Source organism: Microlunatus aurantiacus, from assembly GCF_039536605.1.
GTDB lineage: Bacteria > Actinomycetota > Actinomycetes > Propionibacteriales > Propionibacteriaceae > Microlunatus > Microlunatus aurantiacus.
The window spans coordinates 1-21,491 of sequence record NZ_BAAAYX010000026.1; the positions used below are offsets into that span (position 1 = coordinate 1).

Sequence of the window (21,491 nt, forward strand, 5' to 3'; positions counted from 1 at the left end):
ACAAAGACCGTGGTCCACATCTCAACGAGCGAACCTGGTCCACTCCTGAACGAGCGTCGACAGTGAGAAAGCCCCACTCAGTGGTGCTGGCGTCCTCGGGGCTCTGGCGTCCTCGGGGTTCTGGCGACCGGCTCGTTCCGGTGACCTGGGTCAGGCGCTGGCCGGGCTCTTCGGGCTCACCGGGGACTTCGCGCTCACCGGGCTGGCCGGGGTCTTCGGGCTCACCGGGGACTTGGCGCTGACCGGGCTGGCCGGGCTGGCCGGGCTGGCCGGGGTGTTGGGCGTGTTGGGCGTCACCGCCGTGTTCGGGGTGTTGGGCGTGACCGCGGTCGGGTCGACCGCCGGGAGCACGCCCGCCGTGGCGTCGGCGGCCAGCGAACCGGCCTGCACGCTGCTCACCGAGCTCGAGGTCTGCTGGGTGGAGGTGGCGTCGAAGCCACTCGCGAACGCCGCTACCGGGGTCAGCGCCACTGCCGCCGCGCCGCCGGCCAGGATCCACTTGGTCTTGGTGAACATCGTCATCACTTCTCTCGGTTCGGGTCAGCGGCCCCTTGCTGCTGACAAGAACTAGGAAACCAACAGCAGATGAGGTGAACAGGAGCCGGCGATGAGAGCACTCTCACCCGCCGTACGGGCTCGCAAGACGCTCCAGAAACTGCCGAGAAGGAGGAACAGTCACGCTGGTGACACCCCCAGCGTGCCGGAACCTCCTTCTCGGCGCCGTGACCGGCGGGTCAGCTCACTGACGACGGTCGGAGCTGTCGGAGTCCTGGGATCACACTGTCCATCCACTGACGACTGTTCGGGCCCCCGAGCCGCGTCCGGCCGGGACTTTCCATCCACGGACGACTACTGAGCCCCCAAGCCGCGTCCTACCGGCACTTTCCATCCACGGACGACTACTCGGCCCCCCGAGCCGCTCTGCCCGGCACTCTCCATCCACAGGCGGAAATTCCGCCCCGAGCCGTGCTTCGTCCCGGAACTCCCCGGAGGCGCCGACGAGCCGCGTACGCCGAGGGGCACTTGTGGCAGCCGCCGGCCCGGCAGGGTGCCGTGACCTCGCACGCGCGATCGCGACCAGAGGCCGACAACCAGAAGTGCTAGCGGGAGAAGAGCTGACCCGAGACCGTGGTGATGAAGTTCTTGAGGGAGGCCGGGAGGTCGCGCAGGTGCCAGCCGGCCGGCCCGTGGTACCAGCCGAGGTCATAGCGGTCCTCGTCGGCGTCGTCGTCGCTGGCCACCATCGCGTCCAGCCAGCGCTGGTGCCCACCGAGCACGACCGCGTACGGCAGCAGCTCGGAGATCTCGCTCAGCTCCCGGCCGGGGGGCATCTGGTCGGTCGGGTGCGACATCAGGTCCGAGCGCAGCGCGCCGAGGCCGGCCAGCAGGGCCGCACCGTTCTTGGTTCGGGCGGGCATCTCCTGGGCCACGAACATCAGACCGAGGGCGAGGGCGATCAGAGCCAGACCGACCAGCCCGAACGTGGTGAAGGCGGCCAGCAGCGCCGTGAGCACGACAGCGCCGATCAGGGCACCGATGGCGGTCTGCGTCCAGCGGTTGCGGATGGCGTCGGGCCGCCGCTCGAACCAGCCGTTGGCCACGACCTCGTCGTAGAGCTTGTCCTGCACGCTGCCGACCGACTCGTAGACGCGGGACGACAGCTCGGAGACCTTGACCTGCTCGGGCCCGACCACGCCGTCCAGCAGCACGGTCTCGAAGGGATGCAGGTCGTCGGCGGAGCTGTCGGTGCGGGCCAGGGACCAGTCGGTGGCCGCGAAATCGCCCTCCCGCGGCAGCTCGGTGATGCGCAGGTGCCCGTGCACCGCCAGGTCGATCAAGGTGGCGGTGATGTCGATCGGATCGACCCGCTCGTCGGCCACCGTGCCGACGTGGCCCGGTCGCACGTCGCCGAGCACCCGGAACTCGCTCTGCCCGGCCCCGACCGGCACGAACTCGGCGGCGCGGGTCACCTCCGACCCGGTGCCCGCGTCCACGCCGGCCCGCCGGTGCAGAGCTACCAGCGCCGCGGCGCCGAGGATCAGCAGACCCAGGGCCAGCGCCAGCGGCAACGGCTTGGCCGAGAAGGCCCGGGCCAAGGTCCAGACCTCCTCGATCTGCTCGTTGGCGGCCAGCGCCCCGGCGGGGAAGCCGATGTGGACCTGGACGAACTCGCCCGGTCCGCGCGGGCCGTCCCGGAACGTCGGCTGCTGCGCGTCGTCGGTGCCCGCCGCGGCGAACTGGCACGGCACCTCGGAGTTCGGGGACCCCGCGTTGCACTCGATGAAGGAGAACGGCACCGGGATGGCCACGGTCGCGGAGAAGTCGGTCACCGTCGACTCGAAGCCCTGCAGCAGCGGCCACTCCAGCGCCGTGCCCTCCGGGGTGGCGATGACGGCCCCGACCACCGAGTACTCCAACGTCACCTGGTTCTGGCCGTTCGTCGGGAACGTCACCGCGGCGAAGCGGTCCTCGGTGGTCTGCACGTCCGGGGCGAACGGCTGGCCGCCGTTGGTGGCCTGGAAGCCGCCGATGTCGTACACGTAGCGCCGGTCGCCCAGCAGCTGCTTCTTGAGCTCGAAGGTCTGCTTGACCTCGGCCGGGGGTGTACCGGAGAAGGTGATGTCCTCACGGACCTTGAGCGTGCCGTCGAGCCCGAGGCTGGCCGTCACCACGAAGGTCGACGCCGTCCCCTCGGCGCGGGCGGTCAGGGCGTTGGGTCCGGCGCTCAGTCCCACCAGCACCAGCAGGGCGGTGAGGGCCAGCAGGACCGCCCGGGTGAGGGTCGGGAGCGCAGCGGCGCGACCAGTGACGCGGCGGCGGTCGGCGGTGAAGGTCTCCGGCACGGGCTAAGCCTCCCACAGGGGTGTGTCGTGCGGGCCGAGCCCGCGCCACGGCGATCGGAGGTGCTGTGAAGGGTCGTCATCCTCGGCAGCCGCCACCTCCGCCGGACACCCCCGCCGGTTAGGCTTCCGCTCGTGACGCAGCAGCAGTGGGGTGCGCCGAGCGGCCAGCGCCCGTACGGCAACCAGCCCCCGCCCGGCTGGGGTGGTCAGGGTTTCGGGCAACCTGCGTACGGCTTCGGTGGCCAGTCCCCGCAGCGACAGAACCCGCCCGGCGGCTTCGGCGGACCGCAGCCCGGGGTGCCGCACTACGGTCCCCCGACCCAGCGGCCCCGGAAGCGCAGCCCGCTGATGTCCCTGCTGCTCGGTCTGGTGTCGCTGAGCCTGCTGGCCATTGTCGGGCTGGTGCTGGTCAACGCGCTGACCAGCTCGTCGGACACCGCGTACCAGAACGACAACTACCAGGTGCCGCCGCCGGACAGCACCCCGCCGGAGATCCCGCTGCCGAAGACGTACGGCGAGGCCGAGGACCTGCTGGTCAACAACAGGTTCTACGCCCAGACCGCACCCATCCCGGTGCGCTGCGACAACCCGCCGATCAACGTGGCGAACGCCTCCGACTCCGACCTCGAGACCCACTTCAACGGCCAGGTCGAGTGCCTGATGCGGGTCTGGGACCCGCCGGTCACGGCCGCGGAGTTCCTGCTGCCCCGCCCTTCGGTGACGATCTACGGCGAGAAGATCACCACCAAGTGCGGCGAGTCCGGCGTGAACGCCTTCTACTGCAGCGCCGACCAGCAGATCTACTTCTCCAACCTGCTGCCCCAGGCGGTGCCGATCGTGCGGACCAACAAGTGGGCGGCCGACGTGGTGATGGCGCACGAGTTCGGGCACGCCCTGCAGGGACGGACCGGTCTGCTGATCAGCGCCCACGCGTTGGCCCAGAACGCCGGGTCCGAGCGGGAGTCGAACCAGCTCATCCGCCGGCTGGAGACCCAGGCCGACTGCTTCGCGGGGGTCTACATGCGGTCGGTGTCCCGGTCGTTGGGTGTGCAGCAGTCCGATCTGCGCGGCATCCAGGACACGTTCGTGGCGGTGGGCGACGACACCATCACCGGCGAGCCCAACGTCGAAGGCAACCACGGTCTGGCGCGGACCCGGGAGTTCTGGGGCACCACCGGCCTCGGCACCAGCGACATCGGCCGGTGCAACACCTTCACCGCGCCGGCCAACCAGGTGCGCTAGCGCCTGGTTGGCCACAAGCGGCTGTCAGTAAGCCGCGACCCGGTGGAGGAGCGCGGTGGCCAGCGCGGCCACACCCTCGCCCCGACCGGTGAGCCCGAGCCCGTCCGTCGTGGTGGCCGACACCGACACCGGGGCGCCCAGCACGCCGGACAACAGGCTCTCAGCCTCCGCCCGACGCGGCGCGAAGCGCGGCCGGTTGCCTATCAGCTGGACGGCCACGTTCGCGATCTCGTAGCCGGCCGCCCGGACGCGCACGGAGGTCTCGCGGAGAAAGGCGACCCCGCTGGCCCCCCGCCACTCCGGGCGGTCGGTGCCGTAGTTGCTGCCCAGGTCACCGAGCCCGGCCGCCGACAGGAGCGCGTCGCAGGCGGCGTGGGCGACGACGTCACCGTCGGAGTGTCCCTCCAGGCCCGCGGGCTCGTCGGAGAACAACAACCCGGCCACCCACAAGGGGTGGCCGGGTGTCAGTCGATGCACGTCGACGCCGATCCCGGTGCGGAACGGTGCCGGCTGGAACTGGCTCAGGAGGCGAGAACCTCGTCGAGCAGCACCTCGGCCTTGTCCTCCGCCACGCGCTCAGCCAGAGCCAGCTCGGAGACGAGGATCTGTCGTGCCTTGGCCAGCATCCGCTTCTCTCCTGCGGACAGGCCTCGCTCACGCTCACGTCGCCACAGGTCACGGACGACCTCGGCGACCTTCATGACGTTCCCGGAGTGCAGCTTCTCCAGGTTGGCCTTGTAACGGCGCGACCAGTTGGTCGGCTCCTCGGTGTGCGGAGCCCGCAGCACGCTGAACACGCGCTCGAGGCCCTCCGCGTCGACGACGTCGCGCACGCCGACGAGGTCGAGGTTGCAGGCCGGGACCCGAACGATGAGATCGGTCTGGCCCACGATCCTCAAGACGAGATAGAGCTTGTCCTCGCCCTTGATCTGACGGGTTTCGATGTCCTCGATCACGGCGGCCCCATGATTCGGGTAGACCACTGTTTCGCCGACTGTGAAGGTCATATTTTCTTGTACCCCTTTCGCGGGATCCCAGTCTACCACGCTGAGAATCCACAGAATCCGGCGTTTGCGCTAGCCAGAGGGCACATCGAGACGCTGACGGGCCTTGACAAACATGGCCGCGCTATGCCTTTCGGGGCGTCTCGGCGCCGTCGCGGCGCAGCGTCCGACGACCGACGCGCCCCCTCGAGGGTACGCGGCTCCACGGTCAGGCGCCGGATCGCTAGAGTTGGCGCCACTTGCCCCCGCACGCCCCATCAGGAGTCGAGACCGTGACCCAGCCCTCGCGAGCCCGCGCGAACCGTACGCTCGTCGCGACCCTGCTCAGCGCCCTGCTGCTCCTGGTCTCCGCCTGCGGCATGGACGCGCAGACCACCCAGCCGTACACCCCTGCCGAGGGCGTGAACGCCGACGCCGGCCCGGCGGGCAAGGCGGTGCAGGTCCGCAACCTGATGATCCTCAGCCGGGAGGACGGCACGGGCTACCTGTCCGCCAGCATCGTGGCCCAGGATCGGGATGCCATGACCGCGGTCTCGGGGCACCCGTTCGCGCTGGACGGCACCGCGGGCACACCGTTCACCGTGACGCTGCCCGACCCGGTCGGGCTGAGCGAGGACGCCCTGGTGGTCCTCACCGACCGGTCCCTCATCGAGCTGAAGAGCCCCGAGCTCGTGGTGGGCACCGACGCCGAGCTGACCCTGACCTTCAGCACCGCCGGCGAGCTGACCATCCGGGTGCCGATCGTCGACGCCGACCAGCCGGACTACGCCAGCATCACCCCGTCACCGACCCCCAGCAGCTGATCCCGCCCCGTCGACCGGCCCTCAGCGATCCGGCCGGGCCGCCCGAGCTCTAACGGCCGTACGTCTCGCGGTCGCTGAACAGGCTCGAGACGGACTCGCCCAGATGGATCCGGCGGGCCGCCTCGGCGAACAGCGGCGCCACCGAACGCACCTCGATGTTCGGCAGCTGCTTCTCCGGCGGCAGCGGCAGGGTGCTGGTGATCACGATCTCGTCCACGTCGGTCTGCGCCCGCAGCCGCTCGATGGCGGAACCGGTGAAGAGCCCGTGGGTGCAGGCGATCCGGATCCGGCGGACGTGCTGCTGCCGCAGCTTGGCCAGCAGCTCCACGATGGACCCGGCGGTGGCGATCTCGTCGTCCAGCACGATCACGTCGCGGCCGGCCACGTCCCCGACGATCCGGTCGATCACCACGGTGTCGTCGGCCAGCCGCTGCTTCGAGCCGGCCGCCACCGGGACGTCCAGGATCCGGGCCAGCTGGCTGGCCACCTTGGCGTTGCCGAGGTCCGGGGAGACCACCACCGTGTTGCTGAGGTCGTCGCCGACGAAGTGCTCGGCCAGCACCGAGACGGCGTTCAGGTGGTCGACCGGGATGGAGAAGAACCCGTGCACCTGCGGGGAGTGCAGGTCCATGGTCAGCACCCTGGTGGCGCCTGCCTCCGCCAGCATGTCCGCCACCAGCCGGGCCCCGATCGAGATCCGCGGCGCGTCCTTCTTGTCCGAGCGCGCGTACGCGAAGTGCGGGATGACCGCCGTGACACTGGTGGCCGACGCCCCGCGGGCGGCGTCCAGCATCAGCAGCAGCTCGAACAGGTGGTCCTGCACCGGCGACGCCAGGGTCTGGACGATGTAGACGTCCCGCCGCCGGCAGTTGGCCCGCAGCTGCACCTGGAGGCAGTCGTTGCTGAACCGGGTGGTCCGCGAGGGCGACAGCTCGACCCCGAGGAGGTCGCACATCTCGGCCGCGAAAGCCGGATGGGCCGAGCCCGAGAAGACCGAGATCATCGCCGTCACGGCGTCACTGTAGTGGCGGTGAATTGCTACGCCGACCAGTCTCCGTCGCGAGCGGCCGAGAGCGGAGCGCCCGACTCTGTCTGGACCGACGAGAGAGCAAACACGCTCTTCCGTTTGCGAGCGATGAGGGAAGACAGAGTCAGTAGGCGCGCAGCGAACAGCGAGTGACGATCATCAGCCGTCGAACTTGTAGCCGAGGCCGCGCACGGTGAGCAGCACCTTGGGCCGGCCCGGGTCCGCCTCGATCTTGGTCCGGAGCCGCTTCACGTGCACGTCGAGGGTCTTGGTGTCCCCCACGTAGTCAGCACCCCAGATGCGGTCGATGAGCTGACCGCGGGTCATCACCCGGCCGGCGTTGCGGAGCAGCATCTCCAGCAGCTCGAACTCCTTGAGCGCGAGCCGCACCGTCCGTCCGTCGACGGAGACCTCGTGCCGTTCGATGTCCATCCGGACACCGTGCGACTCCACGACATCAGGCATCAGCTCGACGTCCTGGCCCCGGCGCAGCACCGCACGGATGCGGGCCACCAGCTCACGCTGGCTGAACGGCTTGGTCACGTAGTCGTCGGCGCCGAGCTCCAGCCCCACCACCTTGTCGATCTCGCTGTCCCGGGCGGTCACCATGATCACGGGCACGGGGCCCCGCTGCCGCAGCTGGCGGCAGACCTCGGTTCCGGGCACGCCGGGCATCATCAGGTCGAGGAGCACGATGTCGGCACCGACCTTGTCGTACGCCGCCAGCCCCTCCGTCCCGTCGGCGGCCTCGACCACGTCGAAGCCCTCCTTGCGCAGCATGTAGGCCAGCGCGTCGCGGTAGGACTCCTCGTCCTCGACGACAAGCACGCGGGTCATCTCAGTCAACTCCTGGTCTGGGTTCGGGTCAGCAGGGGCACGACGTCGCCGCCGGGGTCGTCGACGGCTGCGTCGTCGTCCAGCTCCTGCCGGGTCGGTAGGTGGATGGGGAGGCGCAGGGTGAACGTGGAGCCGCGGCCGGGCTGGCTCCACACGGTGACGTCACCGTTGTGGGCGGCGGCGATGTGCTTCACGATCGACAGCCCGAGCCCGCTGCCGCCGTTGGCCCGGCTGCGGGCGTAGTCGACGCGGTAGAAGCGCTCGAAGATGCGCTCCAGCTGGTCGCCGGGGATCCCCACGCCGTTGTCGGACACGGTGATGTCGACGTAGTCGTCGTCGCTGCGGACCCGCCGCCGGGCGGCGACCACGACCCGAGCCCCGGGATCGGAGTAGACGAGGGCGTTCTCCACCAGGTTGCCGATGGCGGTGCTCAGCTGCAGGTGGTTCCCCATCACCCGCAGCCCGCTCTCGCCGGCGATGGTGATGCTCACCTGGTGCTGCTCGGCGTCGACGCGGCAGCGGTCCACGGCCTCGATCAGGACGTCGTCGACCTCGATGCTCTCGGCCTGACCCATCAGGTCGTCACCCTGCAGCCGGGAGAGGTCGATGATCTGCGCGACCAGGTCGGCCAGGCGAGCCGACTCGATACCCATCCGCGCGGCGAACCGGCGCACCGCCACCGGGTCGTCCGCCGCTTCCTCCACGGCCTCGGCCAGCAGCGAGATGGCTCCGATCGGCGTCTTCAGCTCGTGGCTCACGTTGGCCACGAAGTCCCGGCGGGTGGCCTCGACCCGACGCGCGTGCGTGAGGTCGTCGGCCAGCACGAGCACCAGGCCCTCGGGCAGCGGGGCCACCCGGATCCCGAGCAGGAGGTCGGCGTCGCGGACGTCACGTGACCCTCGCCGGACCTCCACCTCCTCGGCCAGCAACCGGGCCTCGCGGCGGGACTCCCGAGCCAGCTCGAGCACGCGGGGCACCACCAACCGGCTGCCGCGGGACAGGCCGAGGTTCAACGCGTGCGGCGTGGACTCCAGGACCTCGTCGTGCGGTCCGACCACCACGCCGGCCGACCGGATCACCCCGAGCACGTCGCGGACGCCAGGAGGCACGGTCACCTCACGGACCTGCGGAACCGTCAGCCCGTCGACGTGGCGGCTGCGCCGCACCAGCGCGGCGATGGCGAGCCCGAGGCCCAGACCGACGAGCAGGCCGATCCCGCCGAGCAGCACACCCACCCAGTTCACACTCGGGATCCTAGGACGTCGACCTGCAGTCACCCGCCAGACGCCCGGCGGGCCACGCTCCGCGCGACGCGGATGTTCGAGCGGAGTTCACCCCCCGTTCACGCGGGTCACGTCTGATCGAAAGTGCCGGGCATAGGCTCGACCTGGCGAGGTGCGTACCGAGCGCGGCCCCGGCCCGCCACCACGCGACCCGATGCATCGCCCCTGACGAATCACAGCAAGGACACCTTCATGCGCGACTCCTACCACGAACAGCTCGACGACATCCTCGCCGACCTGGTGCAGATGTGCCAGAAGGTCGCCATCGCGGTGCGTTCCAGCACGACGGCCCTGCTGGAGGCCGAGATCCACCTCGCCGAGCAGGTGATCGGGGACGACGCCGATCTCGACCGGATGCAGGCCGACATCGAGGAGCGGGCGTTCCACCTGCTCGCGCGGCAGTCCCCCGTGGCCGGCGAGCTCCGTACGGTGGTCGCGTCGTTGCGGATGGTGAGCGAGCTGGAGCGGATGGGCGATCTCGCTGCTCACGTCGCCAAGATCGCCCGGCTGCGCTACCCCGAGGTGGCGGTCCCGGCACTGCTGCGGCCCAACTTCGTCCGGATGGGTGACGTCGCCGAGAAGATGGTCATCACCGCCGGACAGACGCTCAACAACCGCAGCATCGAGAGCGCCGAGGAGCTGCGCTCCCGCGACGAGGAGATGGACGACCTCCGGCTCAGCCAGTTCCGGGTCATGCTCAGCGACTCCTGGGAGTTCGGGGTCGAGGCCGCGATCGACGTGGCTCTGCTGGGCCGCTACTACGAGCGGATCGCCGACCACGCCGCCTCGATGGGCCGCCGCATCATCTACGTCGTGACCGGCGAGTTCCCCGAGACGGAGTTCTGGCCCCAGCCGTGACAGTGTTGTCGTCACTCGCTGTTCACTGCGCGCTGAGGGTTCTGTCTTCCCTCGTCGCGTGCCGACGGTAGAGCGTGTCCGCACGCTTCCTCAGTCCAGACAGAACCGGCGCTTCGTTCTCGGCCGCTCGCGACGGGAAGCCGGTCGAGCATCTGTTCGACCGGCTTTCGCCGTCTCCGCACTGATTACTTCTTCTTGCCCTGGTTCTTGACCGCTTCGATGGCGGCAGCGGCCGCAGCCGGATCGAGGTAGCGGCCGCCCGGCGTGACCGGGGTGTAGTCGTCGTTCAGCTGGTAGAGCAGCGGGATGCCGGTGGGGATGTTCAGCCCGACCACCTCGGCGTCGCCCATCTGGTCCAGGTGCTTGACGATGGCCCGCAACGAGTTGCCGTGCGCCGCCACGAGGACGGTCTTGCCGGCGCCGAGATCGGGCACGATCTCGTCGTACCAGTACGGCAGGGCGCGGTTCAGCACGTCCTTGAGGCACTCGGTCTGCGGCCGGAGCTCGGGCGGCAGCGCCGCGTAGCGCGGGTCGTGGAAGTTCGCGAACTCGTCGTCGTTGTCGATGGGCGGGGGCGGGGTGTCGTACGACCGTCGCCAGGTCATGAACTGCTCCTCGCCGTACTCGGCGAGCGTGGCCGCCTTGTCCTTGCCCTGCAGCGCGCCGTAGTGGCGCTCGTTCAGGCGCCAGTGGCGCTTGGTCGGGATCCAGTGCCGGTCGGCGACCTGGAGGGCGATCTGCGAGGTGCGGATCGCCCGCTTCAGCAGCGAGGTGTGCAGCACGTCGGGCAGCAGGTCGTTCTCGACCAGCAGCTCGCCACCACGCTGCGCCTCGGCTTCCCCCTTCGCGTTCAGATCGACGTCCACCCAGCCGGTGAACAGGTTCTTCGCGTTCCATTCGCTCTCGCCGTGGCGGAGCAGGATCAACGTCAAGGACATGGGCGGAACTCTAGTGATGCCGGGTTTCCGGCAGGTATCGGCCCGTCCACCCGGAGGCCCGACCGTCGGGGCCCCTCCCCTGGTCCAGCACCGGTCAAAGGCTTCACGAGCAGCCCAGGAACGCAGCGGCTCAGGCGGTGGGCCGGTTCAGGAGGTGGGGCCGGGGTCGAGGTGGGTGAAGGCGGCCAGGTTGGCCGTGGACTCCCCCCGCGACCGCCGCCAGGCCCACTCGCGCCGGATGCTGTCGGCGAAACCGAGCTCGAGGATCGTGTTGAAGCTGTCGTCGGCGGTCTGGGCGACGGCACCGAGCAGCCGGTCGACCTCAGCGGCCGACACCGCGGCCAGGGACACCCGCCCGCTCAGGTAGACATCACCCAGGGCGTCGACGGCGAACGCGACGCCGTAGAGAGTCAGGTTCTTCTGCAGCAGCCACCGGTAGACGCGCTCGTGGTCGTCGTCGGGGTTGCGCGCCACGAAGGCCCGGACGGACAGTCCGTGGTGCCCGACCTGCAGGGCGCACTCGGTGGTCAGCTTGCGGGTGCCCGGCAGGGTGACACCGAACAGACCCGGTGCCGTCTCCGTCCAGTCCAGGTCGAGCTCGGTGAGGGCGGCCCGGACGACGGCGGACGCCCGCACCGCTCCCTCCCCGCGCTCGTCGGCGGTCACACCGACTGGACCAGCCACCGGGTCTGGTAGGGCTCCAGCACGATCTCACCGTCGTCGAGGGGTGTCTCCTCGGTCAGCGCGTCCCGGCACCAGTTCCCCAGCGCGACCACCCACCGCGGCAGCTTCTGCACCTCGGGCGTCATGTTGTAGAGCCCGACCATGGTCTGGGTGGAGGCGCGTCGCTGGAGCACCAGCACCCCGGGGTTCACCGGGTCCATCACCTCCGACTCGACCGACGCGTCCATGCTCGGCAGACCGGACCGCACCGAGACCGCCTGGCGCAGACCGTGCCAGACCCGGTGCTCGAGGGTGCCGGCCACGTGCCGCCGCTCGGCCGCCTCCCAGTCCATCGGCGGTCGGTGCACCCAGCGGTTGTCGTCGGCGTGCGCCGGGTCGTCGACGAAGTCGTAGAAGTTGCGCTGGGCGATCTCGTCGCCCATGTAGAGCAGCGGCAGCCCGCCGAACCCCAGCACGATCTCGTAGGCGAGCAGCAGCCGCCGGATGGCCAGGTCGAGGTGCGCCTCGTCGCCGCTGGCCAGGGCGGCCTCGATGCCGACCAGCGAGGCCGCGCTGCCGCTGATCCGGCGGTCCCCGGTCTGCAGGTTCTCCTGGAACACCAGCCCGCGGGCGTCGCTCATCGGGTAGGTGCCGGCGTAGAAGTCGGCCAGGAAGCGCCGGTGCTCGAACCCGTTGAGCCCGACCGAGGCAGCGTCACCGTCGTCGATGGCCCACCCGATGTCGTCGTGGCAGCGCAGGTAGGTGCCCCACACCGTGCTCGGCGGCTTGGCCGGGAAGCGGTTCATCGCCGCGCAGAACAGGCGGGTGTCCTTCGCGGCCAGGGACGACCAGATCTGCACCATCAGCGAGTTCTGGTAGGCCAGGTCGCTGACCCGACCCGCGTGCTTGCCCACGCCGAGGTAGGGGGGCAGGTCGGTCGGGCCGACGATCGCCTCCGCCTTGAAGATCAGCGCCGGTGCGGCGATCCGGGCGACCGCCCGCAGGGCCTGGGTGATCGCGTGCACCTCCGGCTGGTTCTGGCAGTTGGTGCCGAGCCGCTTGAAGATGAAGGCGATGGCGTCGAGCCGTACGCACTCCACGCCCAGGTTGGCCAGCCAGCAGATGATGTCGGCGAACTCGAAGAAGACCTCCGGGTTGCGCCAGTTGAGGTCCCACTGCCAGGTGTTGAAGGTGGTCCAGACCCACGACTGCGACTCGTCGTCGAAGGTGAAGTTGCCCGGCGCGAAGTCCGGGAAGACCTCGGGCAGGGTGCGCTCGTACGCGTCCGGGATGTCCCGGTCGGCGAACATGAAGAAGTAGTCGCGGTAGAAGGAGTCGCCGCCGGCCGCGGCCCGCGCCCACGAGTGCTCGGTGGCCACGTGGTTGAGCACCAGGTCGACGGTCAAGGAGATGCCGGACCGGCGCAGGTCGGTGGCCAGGTCCCGCAGGTCGTCCACCGAGCCGAGGTCGTCCCGAACGGCGCGGTAGTCCATCACCGCGTAGCCGCCGTCGTTGGCCCCCGGCCGCGGCTTGAGCAGCGGCATCAGGTGGAGGTAGGTGACCCCCAGCTCGGCCAGGTAGTCGATCTTGTCCCGCATCCCACGGAGGTCACCGGCGAACATGTCGGTGTACGCGGCGTAGCCCAGCATCCGGGGGTGCTGGTGCCACTGCGGGTCGGCGTGCCGGCGCAGGTCCAGCAGGCGGAGGTCCTCCGGCCGCTGCCGGAAGTTGTGTGCCGCGATCTCGGCGGCACGACCCGCCATCTCCACCGCGTGCTCGGGGTAGGCACCGGCCAGCCCGGCGAGCAGATCGGGCCAGTACCGCTGGAGGCGGGTGGCGAACACGACTTGGTCGTGGGCCGGCTCGCCCTCGAGCAGACCGGCGACGTCAGGAGTACTCATCGCGGGTCAATCTAGTGGCTGTGACCGGACGGTCGTCCAGGGTCTGCGCGACGTCGGTCGCGACCGTCGCCCGGCCCCGGAGGTCAGCCGCCGGCCGCCTTGCGGACCGCACCGGTGTCCTTGCGGCCGAGGCGCTTCTTGAACTCGGTCAGGAACGCGTCGCGCAGCTGCTCGTTGTCCAGGGCACCGTCCAGACCGCCGAGCTTTCCGGCGTTGACCTGCTGGCAGACGCGCAGCCAGGCCTGGCCCATCGCGTACGTGAAGGTGCCGGCCACCCCTGCCCCGATGGCCCCACCGATCAGCGTGCCCGCGCCCGGGACGAGCTTGATCAGACCGGTGAAGGTGGCCCGACCGACCTGGGTGGCGGCGGTGGTCGAGACGATCGCCATCAACGCGGCCCGGTCGAACTTGATCTTGTAGAGGTGGGCGATCTTGGCCATCATGCCGAGCTGGATCGGCACCAGCAGGGTGGCGTCGGAGAACGGGATGGGGATCGCTGCGGCCCCGCCGGCGCTGGCGACCGCTGCGCCGATCACCTTCTGGGCTTCGGCTGCCTTGCGGGAAAGATCGATCTCCTGCGCGGCGGTGAGGGCTCCGTGGACGCCTTCCGGCGCGACGCGAAAGGTGGCATCGAGGACTTCCTGCAGACCGTACGACTCCTGGCCGGCGAACTCGTCCGCCTTGGCGTACGTCATGAACGGCCGCCCGCCCTCCATCGGCAGCCGCCGGGCGATGATCTGCTCCGCCAGCAGCACGGCGTCCGGATGGAACTGGCCGTTGCGGCGAGGCACCTGGGTGAGCACCATGATCACCGGCAGTCCCAGCTCGTCGAGCCGGCGGACGAAGTCAGCCTCGGTGTCCTCGAACCGGCGGTCCATGCCGCGGACGCAGTACCAGGCGACGTGGATCTGCTCCGAGAGCGGCAGCTTGCGGCTCTCCTTGACCACCTTCTCGAGGTCGCGGAGGATCTCCCGGTCGTCCTTGCCGATCTCGACACCCTGGGTGTCGACGATGCCGAGGTGACCGACCTTGTCCAGGTAGAGGTGGCTGCCCCGGGTGACCGGGGCCCCGATGCCGGTGCGCGCGACCTCCTCGCCGAAGATCGCGTTCAGCAGCGTCGACTTGCCCACCCCGGTCTTGCCGAACAGGGCCAGGTTGAACCGGCCGAGTGACTCGTTCTGCTGGTCGTACTCGCTGCGGAACGACTCGTTGAACCAGTCGTCGGGCTTGGCCACATCAACCTCGTCTCGTCAGCGGACAGAGTGGTCGTCGGACCGGGTGTCGTCGGCGGACGCCGCCCCGGCGGACGGCACCGGGGTCAGCCTACGGCCGGACCCCAGCGCCCCCGTTGATCAGTTGTCCTTCTCCTCCAGCTTGAGCGCGATGCCCAGCGCGAAGAAGGTCGGCGCCCAGTGACCGATGAAGATCCCCCAGCGGTCCGACTGCGCCTTGGAGTCGCCGCTCTTGCCGCGGCTGATGAAGTAGCTGGCGTAGCTGAGGCCGATCGAGGCCACGCCGGCGGCGTAGGCGTACTCGCTGCGGATGCCGAGGTTGTGCAGCGCGTTGACCACGCCGCTGCTCTGCTTCGCCAGGTCCTTGGCGGCACCCTTGGCCTGCTTCGCGGTGTCCTCGGCCTTGTCACTGAAACTCATGGTTCTCCTCCCGGGAGCGGCCGGTCGACCGCTCACCCCTGCGACTTTACGTCGTAAACATCTGGGAGCGCGGATGGGCTCCCGTGCACGCTCCCGACGGACGACCGACCCGCCGCCGTCGGGAGCTCGCTCGAGCGGTTCGAGTGAGGTCGCTCACGCGCACGCCCACGGGTACGGCGGTGGCGGCGGTCGACCACTAGACTCGACAAGTTGTCCCGATGTCCACAGAGAGCAACTCATGCCTATTCGTCAGGATCTGCGCAACGTCGCGATCGTCGCCCACGTCGACCACGGCAAGACCACGCTGGTCGACGCCATGCTCTGGCAGTCCGGTGCCTTCCGCGTCGGACAGGACGTCGAGAAGCGGGTGATGGACTCGATGGACCTGGAGCGGGAGAAGGGCATCACCATCCTGGCCAAGAACACGGCCGTGAAGCACACGATCCCCGGTGGCGAAGAGCTCACCATCAACATCATCGACACCCCCGGCCACGCCGACTTCGGTGGTGAGGTCGAGCGCGGGCTGGAGATGGTCGACGGCGTGCTGCTGCTGGTCGACGCGTCCGAGGGCCCACTCCCCCAGACCCGGTTCGTGCTGCGCAAGGCGCTGGCCAAGAACCTGCCGATCATCGTGGTGGTCAACAAGGTCGACCGCCCAGACGCCCGGATCGCGGAGGTCGTCGAGGAGACGTACGAGCTGTTCCTCGACCTGCTGGACGACGACGAGACCCACGTGCTGGACTTCCCGGTCATCTACGCCTCGGCCAAGGCCGGCCGGGCGTCGTTGACGCAGCCGGAGAACGGCTCCATGCCCGAGGCGGGCGACCTCGAGCCGCTGTTCCAGGCGATCCTGGAGCACATCCCGGCCCCCTCCTACACCGAGGGCGCGGTGCTGCAGGCGCACGTCACCAACCTCGACGCCTCGCCGTATCTCGGCCGGCTCGCCCTGTGCCGCATCATCGAGGGCACGCTGACCCGCAACCAGCTCGTGGCCTGGTGCCGCTCCGACGGCACCGTCAAGACGGTCAAGCTGTCCGAGATGCTGATGACCAACGCGCTGGAGCGGGAGCCCGCCGAGTCCGCGGGCCCGGGCGACATCGTGGCCATCGCCGGCATCCCCGACATCACCATCGGCGAGACGCTGTCCGATCCCGAGAACCCCAAGCCGCTGCCGTTGATCACCGTCGACGAGCCGTCGATCTCGATGACCATCGGCATCAACACCTCCCCGCTGGCCGGCAAGTCGGGCAAGAACCTGACCGCGCGCCTGGTCAAGGCCCGGCTGGACACCGAGCTGATCGGCAACGTGTCCATCCGGGTGCTGCCGACCGAGCGGCCGGACACCTGGGAGGTCCAGGGCCGGGGCGAGCTCCAGCTGGCCATCCTGGTCGAGATGATGCGCCGGGAGAGCTTCGAGCTGACCGTCGGCAAGCCCCAGGTGGTCACCCGGGAGATCGACGGCAAGGTGCACGAGCCGGTCGAGCGACTGACCATCGACATCCCCGAGGACTTCGTCGGCGTCGTCACCCAGCTGATGGGGCTGCGCCGCGGGCGGCTCGAGATGATGGTCAACCACGGCACCGGCTGGGTGCGGATCGAGTACCTGGTGCCGGCCCGCGGCCTGATCGGCTTCCGGACCGAGTTCTTGACCGAGACCCGCGGCACCGGTCTGATGCACCACGTGTTCGAGGCGTACGAGCCCTGGCACGGTGAGCTGCGGACCCGTCCGACCGGCTCGCTGGTCTCCGACCGGATGGGTGCGGTCACCTCGTACGCGCTGTTCAGCCTGCAGGAGCGCGGCACCCTGTTCGTCGGCCCGGGCACCGAGGTGTACGAGGGCATGATCGTCGGCGAGAACGCCCGGTCCGAGGACATGGACGTCAACGCCACCCGGGAGAAGAAGCTGACCAACGTGCGCTCCTCCACCGGTGACGAGCTGGAGCGGCTGATCCCGCCGAAGCTGATGCAGATGGAGCAGGCGCTGGAGTTCTGCCGGGGTGACGAGTGCATCGAGGTGACCCCGGGCGCCGTCCGGATCCGCAAGGTCACCCTGTCCGCCGGCGAGCGCAGCAGGACCAGATCCCGCGCGAAGAAGGCCTGAGCCCGACCCGCCGGCGACGCGGCGGCCCTCCGGGGCCGATGCCCGTCGTCCGCAGCGCTTTCGTTGAACTTCGCCGGAACGGCCCGCAGGGTGTCCGGGTGTATCAGGATGTGATGAGCAGCCTCTGAACATCGGGCCCTTCCCCGCCCGTCTCGTCGCGCACACCTCGTGCGTGACGTCACTCGGCAAGGGGGAAGACCGTGAGACGGCGCATCATCTCGATCCTGGTGTCGGTGGGGGTGGCGATCGCCCTGATCGGCACGGTCACCGTCGGTACGGCGCCGTCAGCGGCGGCCGCGACGTACGTGTCCAAGACCTACACCGCGCCGAAGAAGGGTCAGAGCTCCGGCGGGGTCACCGCTCTGCAGCGACGGCTGGTCAAGGCCGAGGTGCTGAGCAGCGCGTACGTCACGGGCTTCTTCGGCGACAAGACCGAGGCCGCGGTGAAGAAGTTCCAGCGTCGCCAGGGGCTCAGCGCCTCCGGGCGGGTCAACCGGACGACCTGGAACAGGCTGGTCAAGAAGACCGGCACCATCAAGATCACGTCGCGCGCGTCATCCAGCGGCAAGAAGATCGACAGGCGCTGCAAGGTCTCCGGGCGGGCACTGTGCATCGACAAGACCCGGGACAAGCTCTACTACATGAAGAACTCGAAGATCATCAGGACCTTCGACGCGCGCTTCGGCTGCTCGAGCACCCGGACCCGGGAGGGCCGGTTCACGGTGAACTGGAAGAGCCGGAACCACTACTCGACGATCTACCACACGCCGATGCCGTACGCGATGTTCTTCTCCGGCGGCCAGGCTGTGCACTACTCCGCCGACTTCGCCGCCCGCGGCTACAACGGCTGCAGCCACGGCTGCGTCAACATCCGGAACAAGTCGGGCATCCGCTGGGTCTTCGACCGGGTGCGCGTCGGGGACCGGGTGGTCGTCTACCGCAGCTGAGCTCCTTTGTCGTCAGTCACTGCTCCGCTGCGCGCCGGTTGGCTCTGTCTTCCCTCCTGACAGAGCCGAGCGCTCCGCTGCGCGGCCGCTCGCGACGGGCAAAACACAGACCCCCGAGCTGATGGCTCGAGGGTCTGTGTTTCGTGAGTTCTACCGTCAGGCGTTGGCCTTCTCGGCGGCCTTCTTGGCGGCGTTGGCCTTGCGGGTCGCGGCCGCCTTCTGACCGGCGGCGGAGCGCTTGGCGCTGGACGCCTCGCGGGTGGCCGATGCCTTGGCGGCGCTGGCCTGGCGGGCGGCGGAGGCCTTGGCCGCGCTCTTCGGGGTGACGGTCTCGGTGGCCGTCTTGCCCGACACCGACTGGCGGGCCTTGGTGACACCCTCCTGCACGGCCTCGAACGCGGGATCGACGGTCTCGACGACGTCCTCGCGGACCTCCTCCAGCTTCACCTCGACGTCGGCCTTCACGTCGGCAGTGGTCTTGCGGGCCGCGATGAGGGAGTCGTCGACGACCTTCTTGCCCCGGCCGGCCAGGTCGGCGTACGTGGTGTTCGCCTCGGCCAGCAGCTCCTTGCTCTGCTTCTCCAGGTCAGCGATCCGGGCCTTGGTGGTCTCCGGCAGGGCCTTCAGCTGCTCGGGCAGGGTCCGGATCAGCTCGGTGGTCTGCTTGGCCTGCTCCGTGCTCCTGGTCTGCAGGTCGGCGATCCGCTGGGTGGCCCGCTCCTGCGTGGTGACCACGATGTTCTTGATCGACTCGGCGACCAGGTCGGTGAGACCGGCGGCGGCGTACAGGGGGGTGTAGTCGGACTCGACGGCGGCCTTGCGGGCCTGCGCGGGGGTCGGGCGACGGGTGGTGGTGGCCATGCTCATGCTCCTTGTTTCGTCTTCTTCTTCTGCTTGCTCGTGGACTCGGCGGCCTCGGAGGCCGACTCGGCGGCCTCGGGGGCCGGCTCGGCGACACCGTCCTTCTCGTTCTCCTTGACGAAGGACTGGTACACGTCGATGAGGACGCGCTTCTGCCGCTCGGTGATGGCGACGTCGGACAGCACAGCGGTCTCGACCGTCGTCGCCGGGTGATCGTCGGGGTCGAGGATCCCGGCCTTGACGTAAAGCGTCTCGGCCGAGACCCGCAGCGCCTTGGACAGCTGCTGCAGGACCTCTGCGGACGGCCGACGCAGCCCGCGCTCGATCTGGCTCAGGTAGGGGTTGGAGACACCGGTCTGCTCCGCCAGCTGGCGGAGTGAGAGCTCGGCGGCCCGGCGCTGCGAGGCGATGAACTCGCCCAGCGTCCCGAGCTGCTCCCCCAGGTTGGGGGTCTTCATCCTGGCCATGACTCCATGGTGCGCGCCAGTGCTTGCAATTGCAAGCAACTGCGAACTCCAGCTAGCGTGAGGTCGATCACAGTGTGTTCGTCACTCGCTGTTCACTGCGCTCCACCGCCTCCGACTTCACTCCTCGATCGCAAACGGAGAAGCGTGTTTGCTCCCTCGTCGCTCCAGACGGAGTCCGTCGCTCCGCTCTCGGCCGCTCGCGACGGGGTCGTGACCGGCACTCGCGACGGGGGTCACTCGCTGGTGGCGGGCCGCACGCGGCGGGCGTCAGTGGCTGTGGTCCATCGCGGTCCGGGCGCTCGTCGACACCCCGCCCTTGTGCCAGGGGGGCCGGTGGGCCAGAGTGACACCACGGTGAACACGCTCCCCGCGAGCCCCGACCCCCGCACGCAGCCTGACGACGGAGGCCTCCCATGACGGACACCAGCACGACCGGCACCGAGACCGGCGAGCACCAGCCCGAGCTCAAGCGGGTCCTCGGACCGAAGCTGCTGCTGTTGTTCATCGTCGGCGACATCCTGGGCACCGGCATCTACGCGATCACCGGCAGTGTCGCCAAGGAGGTCGGCGGAGCGGTCTGGCTGCCGTTCCTCGTGGCCTTCGTGGTGGCTACCCTGACCGCGTTCTCCTACCTCGAGCTGGTCACCAAGTACCCGCAGGCCGCCGGCGCCGCCCTCTACGTGCACAAGGCGTTCGGGGTGCACTTCTTCACCTTCCTGGTCTGCTTCACCGTGATGTGCTCCGGCATCACCTCGGCGGCCACCGCGTCCCGCGCCTTCGCCGCCAACCTCGAGGCGATGGTCAACGTGGTGCGCGCGGACTGGCTGGGGCTGACCGAGGTCGACGCGTCCGCCGGGCTGACCACGTTCCTCGCGATCTGCTTCATCGCCCTGGTCGCCCTGGTCAACCTCCGCGGAGTGGCCGAGAGCGTCTACGCCAACGTGGTGCTGACCTGCGTGGAGCTCTCGGGTCTGCTGCTGGTGATCATGATCGGCATCTTCGCCATCGGCCAGGGCAAGGCCGACCTCGGTCGGGTGGTCATGTTCGACACCGCCGAGGACAAGGGCATCTTCCTCGCCGTCACCGCCGGCACCACCCTGGCCTTCTTCGCCATGGTCGGCTTCGAGGACTCGGTCAACATGGCCGAGGAGGTGAAGAACCCGTCGGAGATCTTCCCCAAGATCATGCTCACCGGGCTGGGCATCACCGGCACGATCTACGTGCTGGTGTCGATCTCGGCGGTCGCCCTGGTGTCCCCCGGTGAGCTGGGTGAGGGCGAGGCCCCGTTGCTCAAGGTCGTCCAGGCCGGTGCCCCCAACCTGCCGGTCGACCAGATCTTCCCGCTGATCTCCATGTTCGCGGTGGCCAACTCGGCTCTGATCAACATGCTGATGGCCAGCCGGCTGCTCTACGGCATGGCCAAGCAGCGGGTACTGCCCCCGGTGCTGGGCAAGGTGCTCCCGGGTCGCCGCACCCCGTGGGTGGCGATCCTGTTCACCACCGTGCTGGCCACCGGGCTGTTGATCTTCGCCGGCGGGGTCAGCCAGCTGGGCGGCACCACCGCCCTGCTGCTGCTGGCGGTGTTCGCCGTCGTCAACATCACCTGCCTGGTGCTGCGCAAGGACAGCAAGTCGCACAAGCACTTCGTGGCACCCACGGTGATCCCGATCATCGGTGGCCTCTGCTGCGCGTTCCTGGTCGGCCCGTGGACCGGGCGGAACCCGGTCCAGTACCAGATCGCTGGCGTGCTGATCGCCGTCGGCATCGGTCTGTGGCTGATCACCTGGCTCGTCAACCGGGCCATCTACGCCCGCAAGACCTACCTGAAGGACCCCAGCGACCTGGACGGCGGCGGTCCGGACCGCTAGTCGGTGGTCTCGGATCACCGCTGGCATGCTCCGGCTACGCCGTTCGGGGGCAGGTTGTCTGGGTGCGCCCACCCGCCGGCGTGACGATCGCGTACGGATAACGGGCGGGCCGCCGCAGGCCGACCCCGGTCGGACATCGCGCGCGCGACGGTCCGTCTCCGGCACCGACCCCGCCCAACGGCCGGACAACGCAGCC

At 69.4% G+C, this 21,491-nt stretch carries 20 protein-coding genes; 6 read left to right on the top strand and 14 right to left on the bottom strand.

Translation table 11 applies throughout. The annotated features are described in order from the left end of the window. Positions 1-150: 150 nt before the first annotated feature. Positions 151-516 carry a hypothetical protein gene (locus ABD714_RS21020; RefSeq protein WP_344814418.1) on the bottom strand — a complete coding sequence of 122 codons (366 nt, stop codon included), beginning with the start codon at positions 514-516 and terminating at the stop codon, positions 151-153. A 584-nt stretch (positions 517-1,100) separates the two neighbouring features. Continuing rightward, positions 1,101-2,843: a DUF2207 family protein gene (locus ABD714_RS21025; RefSeq protein WP_344814419.1), complete on the bottom strand. Its 1,743-nt coding sequence runs from the start codon at positions 2,841-2,843 to the stop codon at positions 1,101-1,103. A 132-nt stretch (positions 2,844-2,975) separates the two neighbouring features. On the opposite strand from ABD714_RS21025, the gene ABD714_RS21030 reads away from it, so the two are divergent. Beyond that, the gene (locus ABD714_RS21030; protein WP_344814420.1) at positions 2,976-4,085 is read left to right on the top strand and encodes a neutral zinc metallopeptidase; all 1,110 of its coding nucleotides are present in this window, start codon (positions 2,976-2,978) and stop codon (positions 4,083-4,085) included. A 24-nt stretch (positions 4,086-4,109) separates the two neighbouring features. Here the strand turns inward: ABD714_RS21030 and ispF are convergent, their stop codons facing one another. After that, positions 4,110-4,610, bottom strand: coding sequence for a 2-C-methyl-D-erythritol 2,4-cyclodiphosphate synthase (gene ispF, locus ABD714_RS21035; RefSeq protein ID WP_425562436.1), 501 nt, complete (start codon positions 4,608-4,610; stop codon positions 4,110-4,112). After that, positions 4,607-5,092: a CarD family transcriptional regulator gene (locus ABD714_RS21040; protein ID WP_344814421.1), complete on the bottom strand. Its 486-nt coding sequence runs from the start codon at positions 5,090-5,092 to the stop codon at positions 4,607-4,609. Before ABD714_RS21040 ends, ispF begins: the two co-directional genes overlap by 4 nt. 269 nt (positions 5,093-5,361) lie before the next feature. Here ABD714_RS21040 and ABD714_RS21045 point away from each other — a divergent pair, with 269 nt between their 5' ends. Beyond that, on the top strand, positions 5,362-5,892 hold the full coding sequence (locus tag ABD714_RS21045; protein WP_344814422.1) for a hypothetical protein: 531 nt from the start codon (positions 5,362-5,364) through the stop codon (positions 5,890-5,892). Between the two features lie 49 nt (positions 5,893-5,941). On the opposite strand, the gene ABD714_RS21050 is transcribed toward ABD714_RS21045, so the two are convergent. From ABD714_RS21050 to ABD714_RS21060, 3 genes are all read right to left on the bottom strand, one after another. Next, positions 5,942-6,895 carry a ribose-phosphate diphosphokinase gene (locus ABD714_RS21050; RefSeq protein WP_344814547.1) on the bottom strand — a complete coding sequence of 318 codons (954 nt, stop codon included), beginning with the start codon at positions 6,893-6,895 and terminating at the stop codon, positions 5,942-5,944. Positions 6,896-7,078: 183 nt separating this feature from the next. Next, positions 7,079-7,756 carry a response regulator transcription factor gene (locus ABD714_RS21055; protein WP_344814423.1) on the bottom strand — a complete coding sequence of 226 codons (678 nt, stop codon included), beginning with the start codon at positions 7,754-7,756 and terminating at the stop codon, positions 7,079-7,081. 5 nt (positions 7,757-7,761) lie between these two features. Continuing rightward, a complete protein-coding gene (locus tag ABD714_RS21060; RefSeq protein WP_344814424.1) occupies positions 7,762-9,000 on the bottom strand; it encodes a sensor histidine kinase in 1,239 nt (412 codons plus the stop codon). Between the two features lie 231 nt (positions 9,001-9,231). Here ABD714_RS21060 and phoU point away from each other — a divergent pair, with 231 nt between their 5' ends. Next, positions 9,232-9,897: a phosphate signaling complex protein PhoU gene (phoU, locus tag ABD714_RS21065; protein ID WP_344814425.1), complete on the top strand. Its 666-nt coding sequence runs from the start codon at positions 9,232-9,234 to the stop codon at positions 9,895-9,897. Positions 9,898-10,082: 185 nt separating this feature from the next. Here the strand turns inward: phoU and ABD714_RS21070 are convergent, their stop codons facing one another. The 5 genes from ABD714_RS21070 to ABD714_RS21090 all read right to left on the bottom strand — a co-directional run bounded on the left by ABD714_RS21070 (position 10,083) and on the right by ABD714_RS21090 (position 15,051). After that, a complete protein-coding gene (locus ABD714_RS21070; protein ID WP_344814426.1) occupies positions 10,083-10,835 on the bottom strand; it encodes a phosphoglyceromutase in 753 nt (250 codons plus the stop codon). Positions 10,836-10,982: 147 nt separating this feature from the next. Continuing rightward, positions 10,983-11,519: a type III secretion system chaperone family protein gene (locus tag ABD714_RS21075; protein WP_425562434.1), complete on the bottom strand. Its 537-nt coding sequence runs from the start codon at positions 11,517-11,519 to the stop codon at positions 10,983-10,985. Then, entirely contained in the window at positions 11,498-13,399 is a 1,902-nt protein-coding gene (locus ABD714_RS21080; RefSeq protein WP_344814427.1) for an alpha-amylase family protein, read from the bottom strand. The genes ABD714_RS21075 and ABD714_RS21080 overlap by 22 nt, the downstream gene beginning before the upstream one ends. Positions 13,400-13,482: 83 nt before the next feature. Beyond that, positions 13,483-14,634, bottom strand: a complete 1,152-nt coding sequence (locus tag ABD714_RS21085; protein ID WP_344814428.1) for a GTPase family protein — start codon at positions 14,632-14,634, stop codon at positions 13,483-13,485. 117 nt (positions 14,635-14,751) lie between these two features. Continuing rightward, positions 14,752-15,051, bottom strand: coding sequence for a hypothetical protein (locus ABD714_RS21090; RefSeq protein ID WP_344814429.1), 300 nt, complete (start codon positions 15,049-15,051; stop codon positions 14,752-14,754). 238 nt (positions 15,052-15,289) lie between these two features. On the opposite strand from ABD714_RS21090, the gene typA reads away from it, so the two are divergent. Further along, positions 15,290-17,152 (top strand): translational GTPase TypA, encoded by a 1,863-nt coding sequence (gene typA, locus ABD714_RS21095; RefSeq protein ID WP_344814430.1) that lies wholly within the window; start codon positions 15,290-15,292, stop codon positions 17,150-17,152. Between the two features lie 200 nt (positions 17,153-17,352). Continuing rightward, entirely contained in the window at positions 17,353-18,099 is a 747-nt protein-coding gene (locus tag ABD714_RS21100; RefSeq protein WP_344814431.1) for a L,D-transpeptidase family protein, read from the top strand. A gap of 156 nt (positions 18,100-18,255) precedes the next feature. Here the strand turns inward: ABD714_RS21100 and ABD714_RS21105 are convergent, their stop codons facing one another. Further along, positions 18,256-18,960 (bottom strand): hypothetical protein, encoded by a 705-nt coding sequence (locus ABD714_RS21105; RefSeq protein ID WP_344814432.1) that lies wholly within the window; start codon positions 18,958-18,960, stop codon positions 18,256-18,258. A gap of 2 nt (positions 18,961-18,962) precedes the next feature. Further along, positions 18,963-19,427 (bottom strand): helix-turn-helix domain-containing protein, encoded by a 465-nt coding sequence (locus tag ABD714_RS21110; protein WP_344814433.1) that lies wholly within the window; start codon positions 19,425-19,427, stop codon positions 18,963-18,965. A gap of 413 nt (positions 19,428-19,840) precedes the next feature. Between ABD714_RS21110 and ABD714_RS21115 the strand changes: the two genes are divergently transcribed. After that, a complete protein-coding gene (locus ABD714_RS21115) occupies positions 19,841-21,295 on the top strand; it encodes an APC family permease (protein WP_344814434.1) in 1,455 nt (484 codons plus the stop codon). Positions 21,296-21,491 lie beyond the last annotated feature (196 nt).

What these genes read in the sequence shown, in the direction of transcription:
- typA (WP_344814430.1), top strand. Translation starts at nt 15,290, where the DNA reads ATGCCTATTCGTCAGGATCTGCGCAACGTCGCGATCGTCGCCCACGTC.
- phoU (WP_344814425.1), top strand. Translation starts at nt 9,232, where the DNA reads ATGCGCGACTCCTACCACGAACAGCTCGACGACATCCTCGCCGACCTG.
- ABD714_RS21080 (WP_344814427.1), bottom strand. Translation starts at nt 13,399, where the DNA reads ATGAGTACTCCTGACGTCGCCGGTCTGCTCGAGGGCGAGCCGGCCCAC.
- ABD714_RS21055 (WP_344814423.1), bottom strand. Translation starts at nt 7,756, where the DNA reads ATGACCCGCGTGCTTGTCGTCGAGGACGAGGAGTCCTACCGCGACGCG.
- ABD714_RS21070 (WP_344814426.1), bottom strand. Translation starts at nt 10,835, where the DNA reads ATGTCCTTGACGTTGATCCTGCTCCGCCACGGCGAGAGCGAATGGAAC.
- ABD714_RS21020 (WP_344814418.1), bottom strand. Translation starts at nt 516, where the DNA reads ATGTTCACCAAGACCAAGTGGATCCTGGCCGGCGGCGCGGCGGCAGTG.
- ABD714_RS21040 (WP_344814421.1), bottom strand. Translation starts at nt 5,092, where the DNA reads ATGACCTTCACAGTCGGCGAAACAGTGGTCTACCCGAATCATGGGGCC.
- ABD714_RS21115 (WP_344814434.1), top strand. Translation starts at nt 19,841, where the DNA reads ATGACGGACACCAGCACGACCGGCACCGAGACCGGCGAGCACCAGCCC.
- ABD714_RS21110 (WP_344814433.1), bottom strand. Translation starts at nt 19,427, where the DNA reads ATGGCCAGGATGAAGACCCCCAACCTGGGGGAGCAGCTCGGGACGCTG.
- ABD714_RS21090 (WP_344814429.1), bottom strand. Translation starts at nt 15,051, where the DNA reads ATGAGTTTCAGTGACAAGGCCGAGGACACCGCGAAGCAGGCCAAGGGT.
- ABD714_RS21050 (WP_344814547.1), bottom strand. Translation starts at nt 6,895, where the DNA reads ATGATCTCGGTCTTCTCGGGCTCGGCCCATCCGGCTTTCGCGGCCGAG.
- ABD714_RS21105 (WP_344814432.1), bottom strand. Translation starts at nt 18,960, where the DNA reads ATGGCCACCACCACCCGTCGCCCGACCCCCGCGCAGGCCCGCAAGGCC.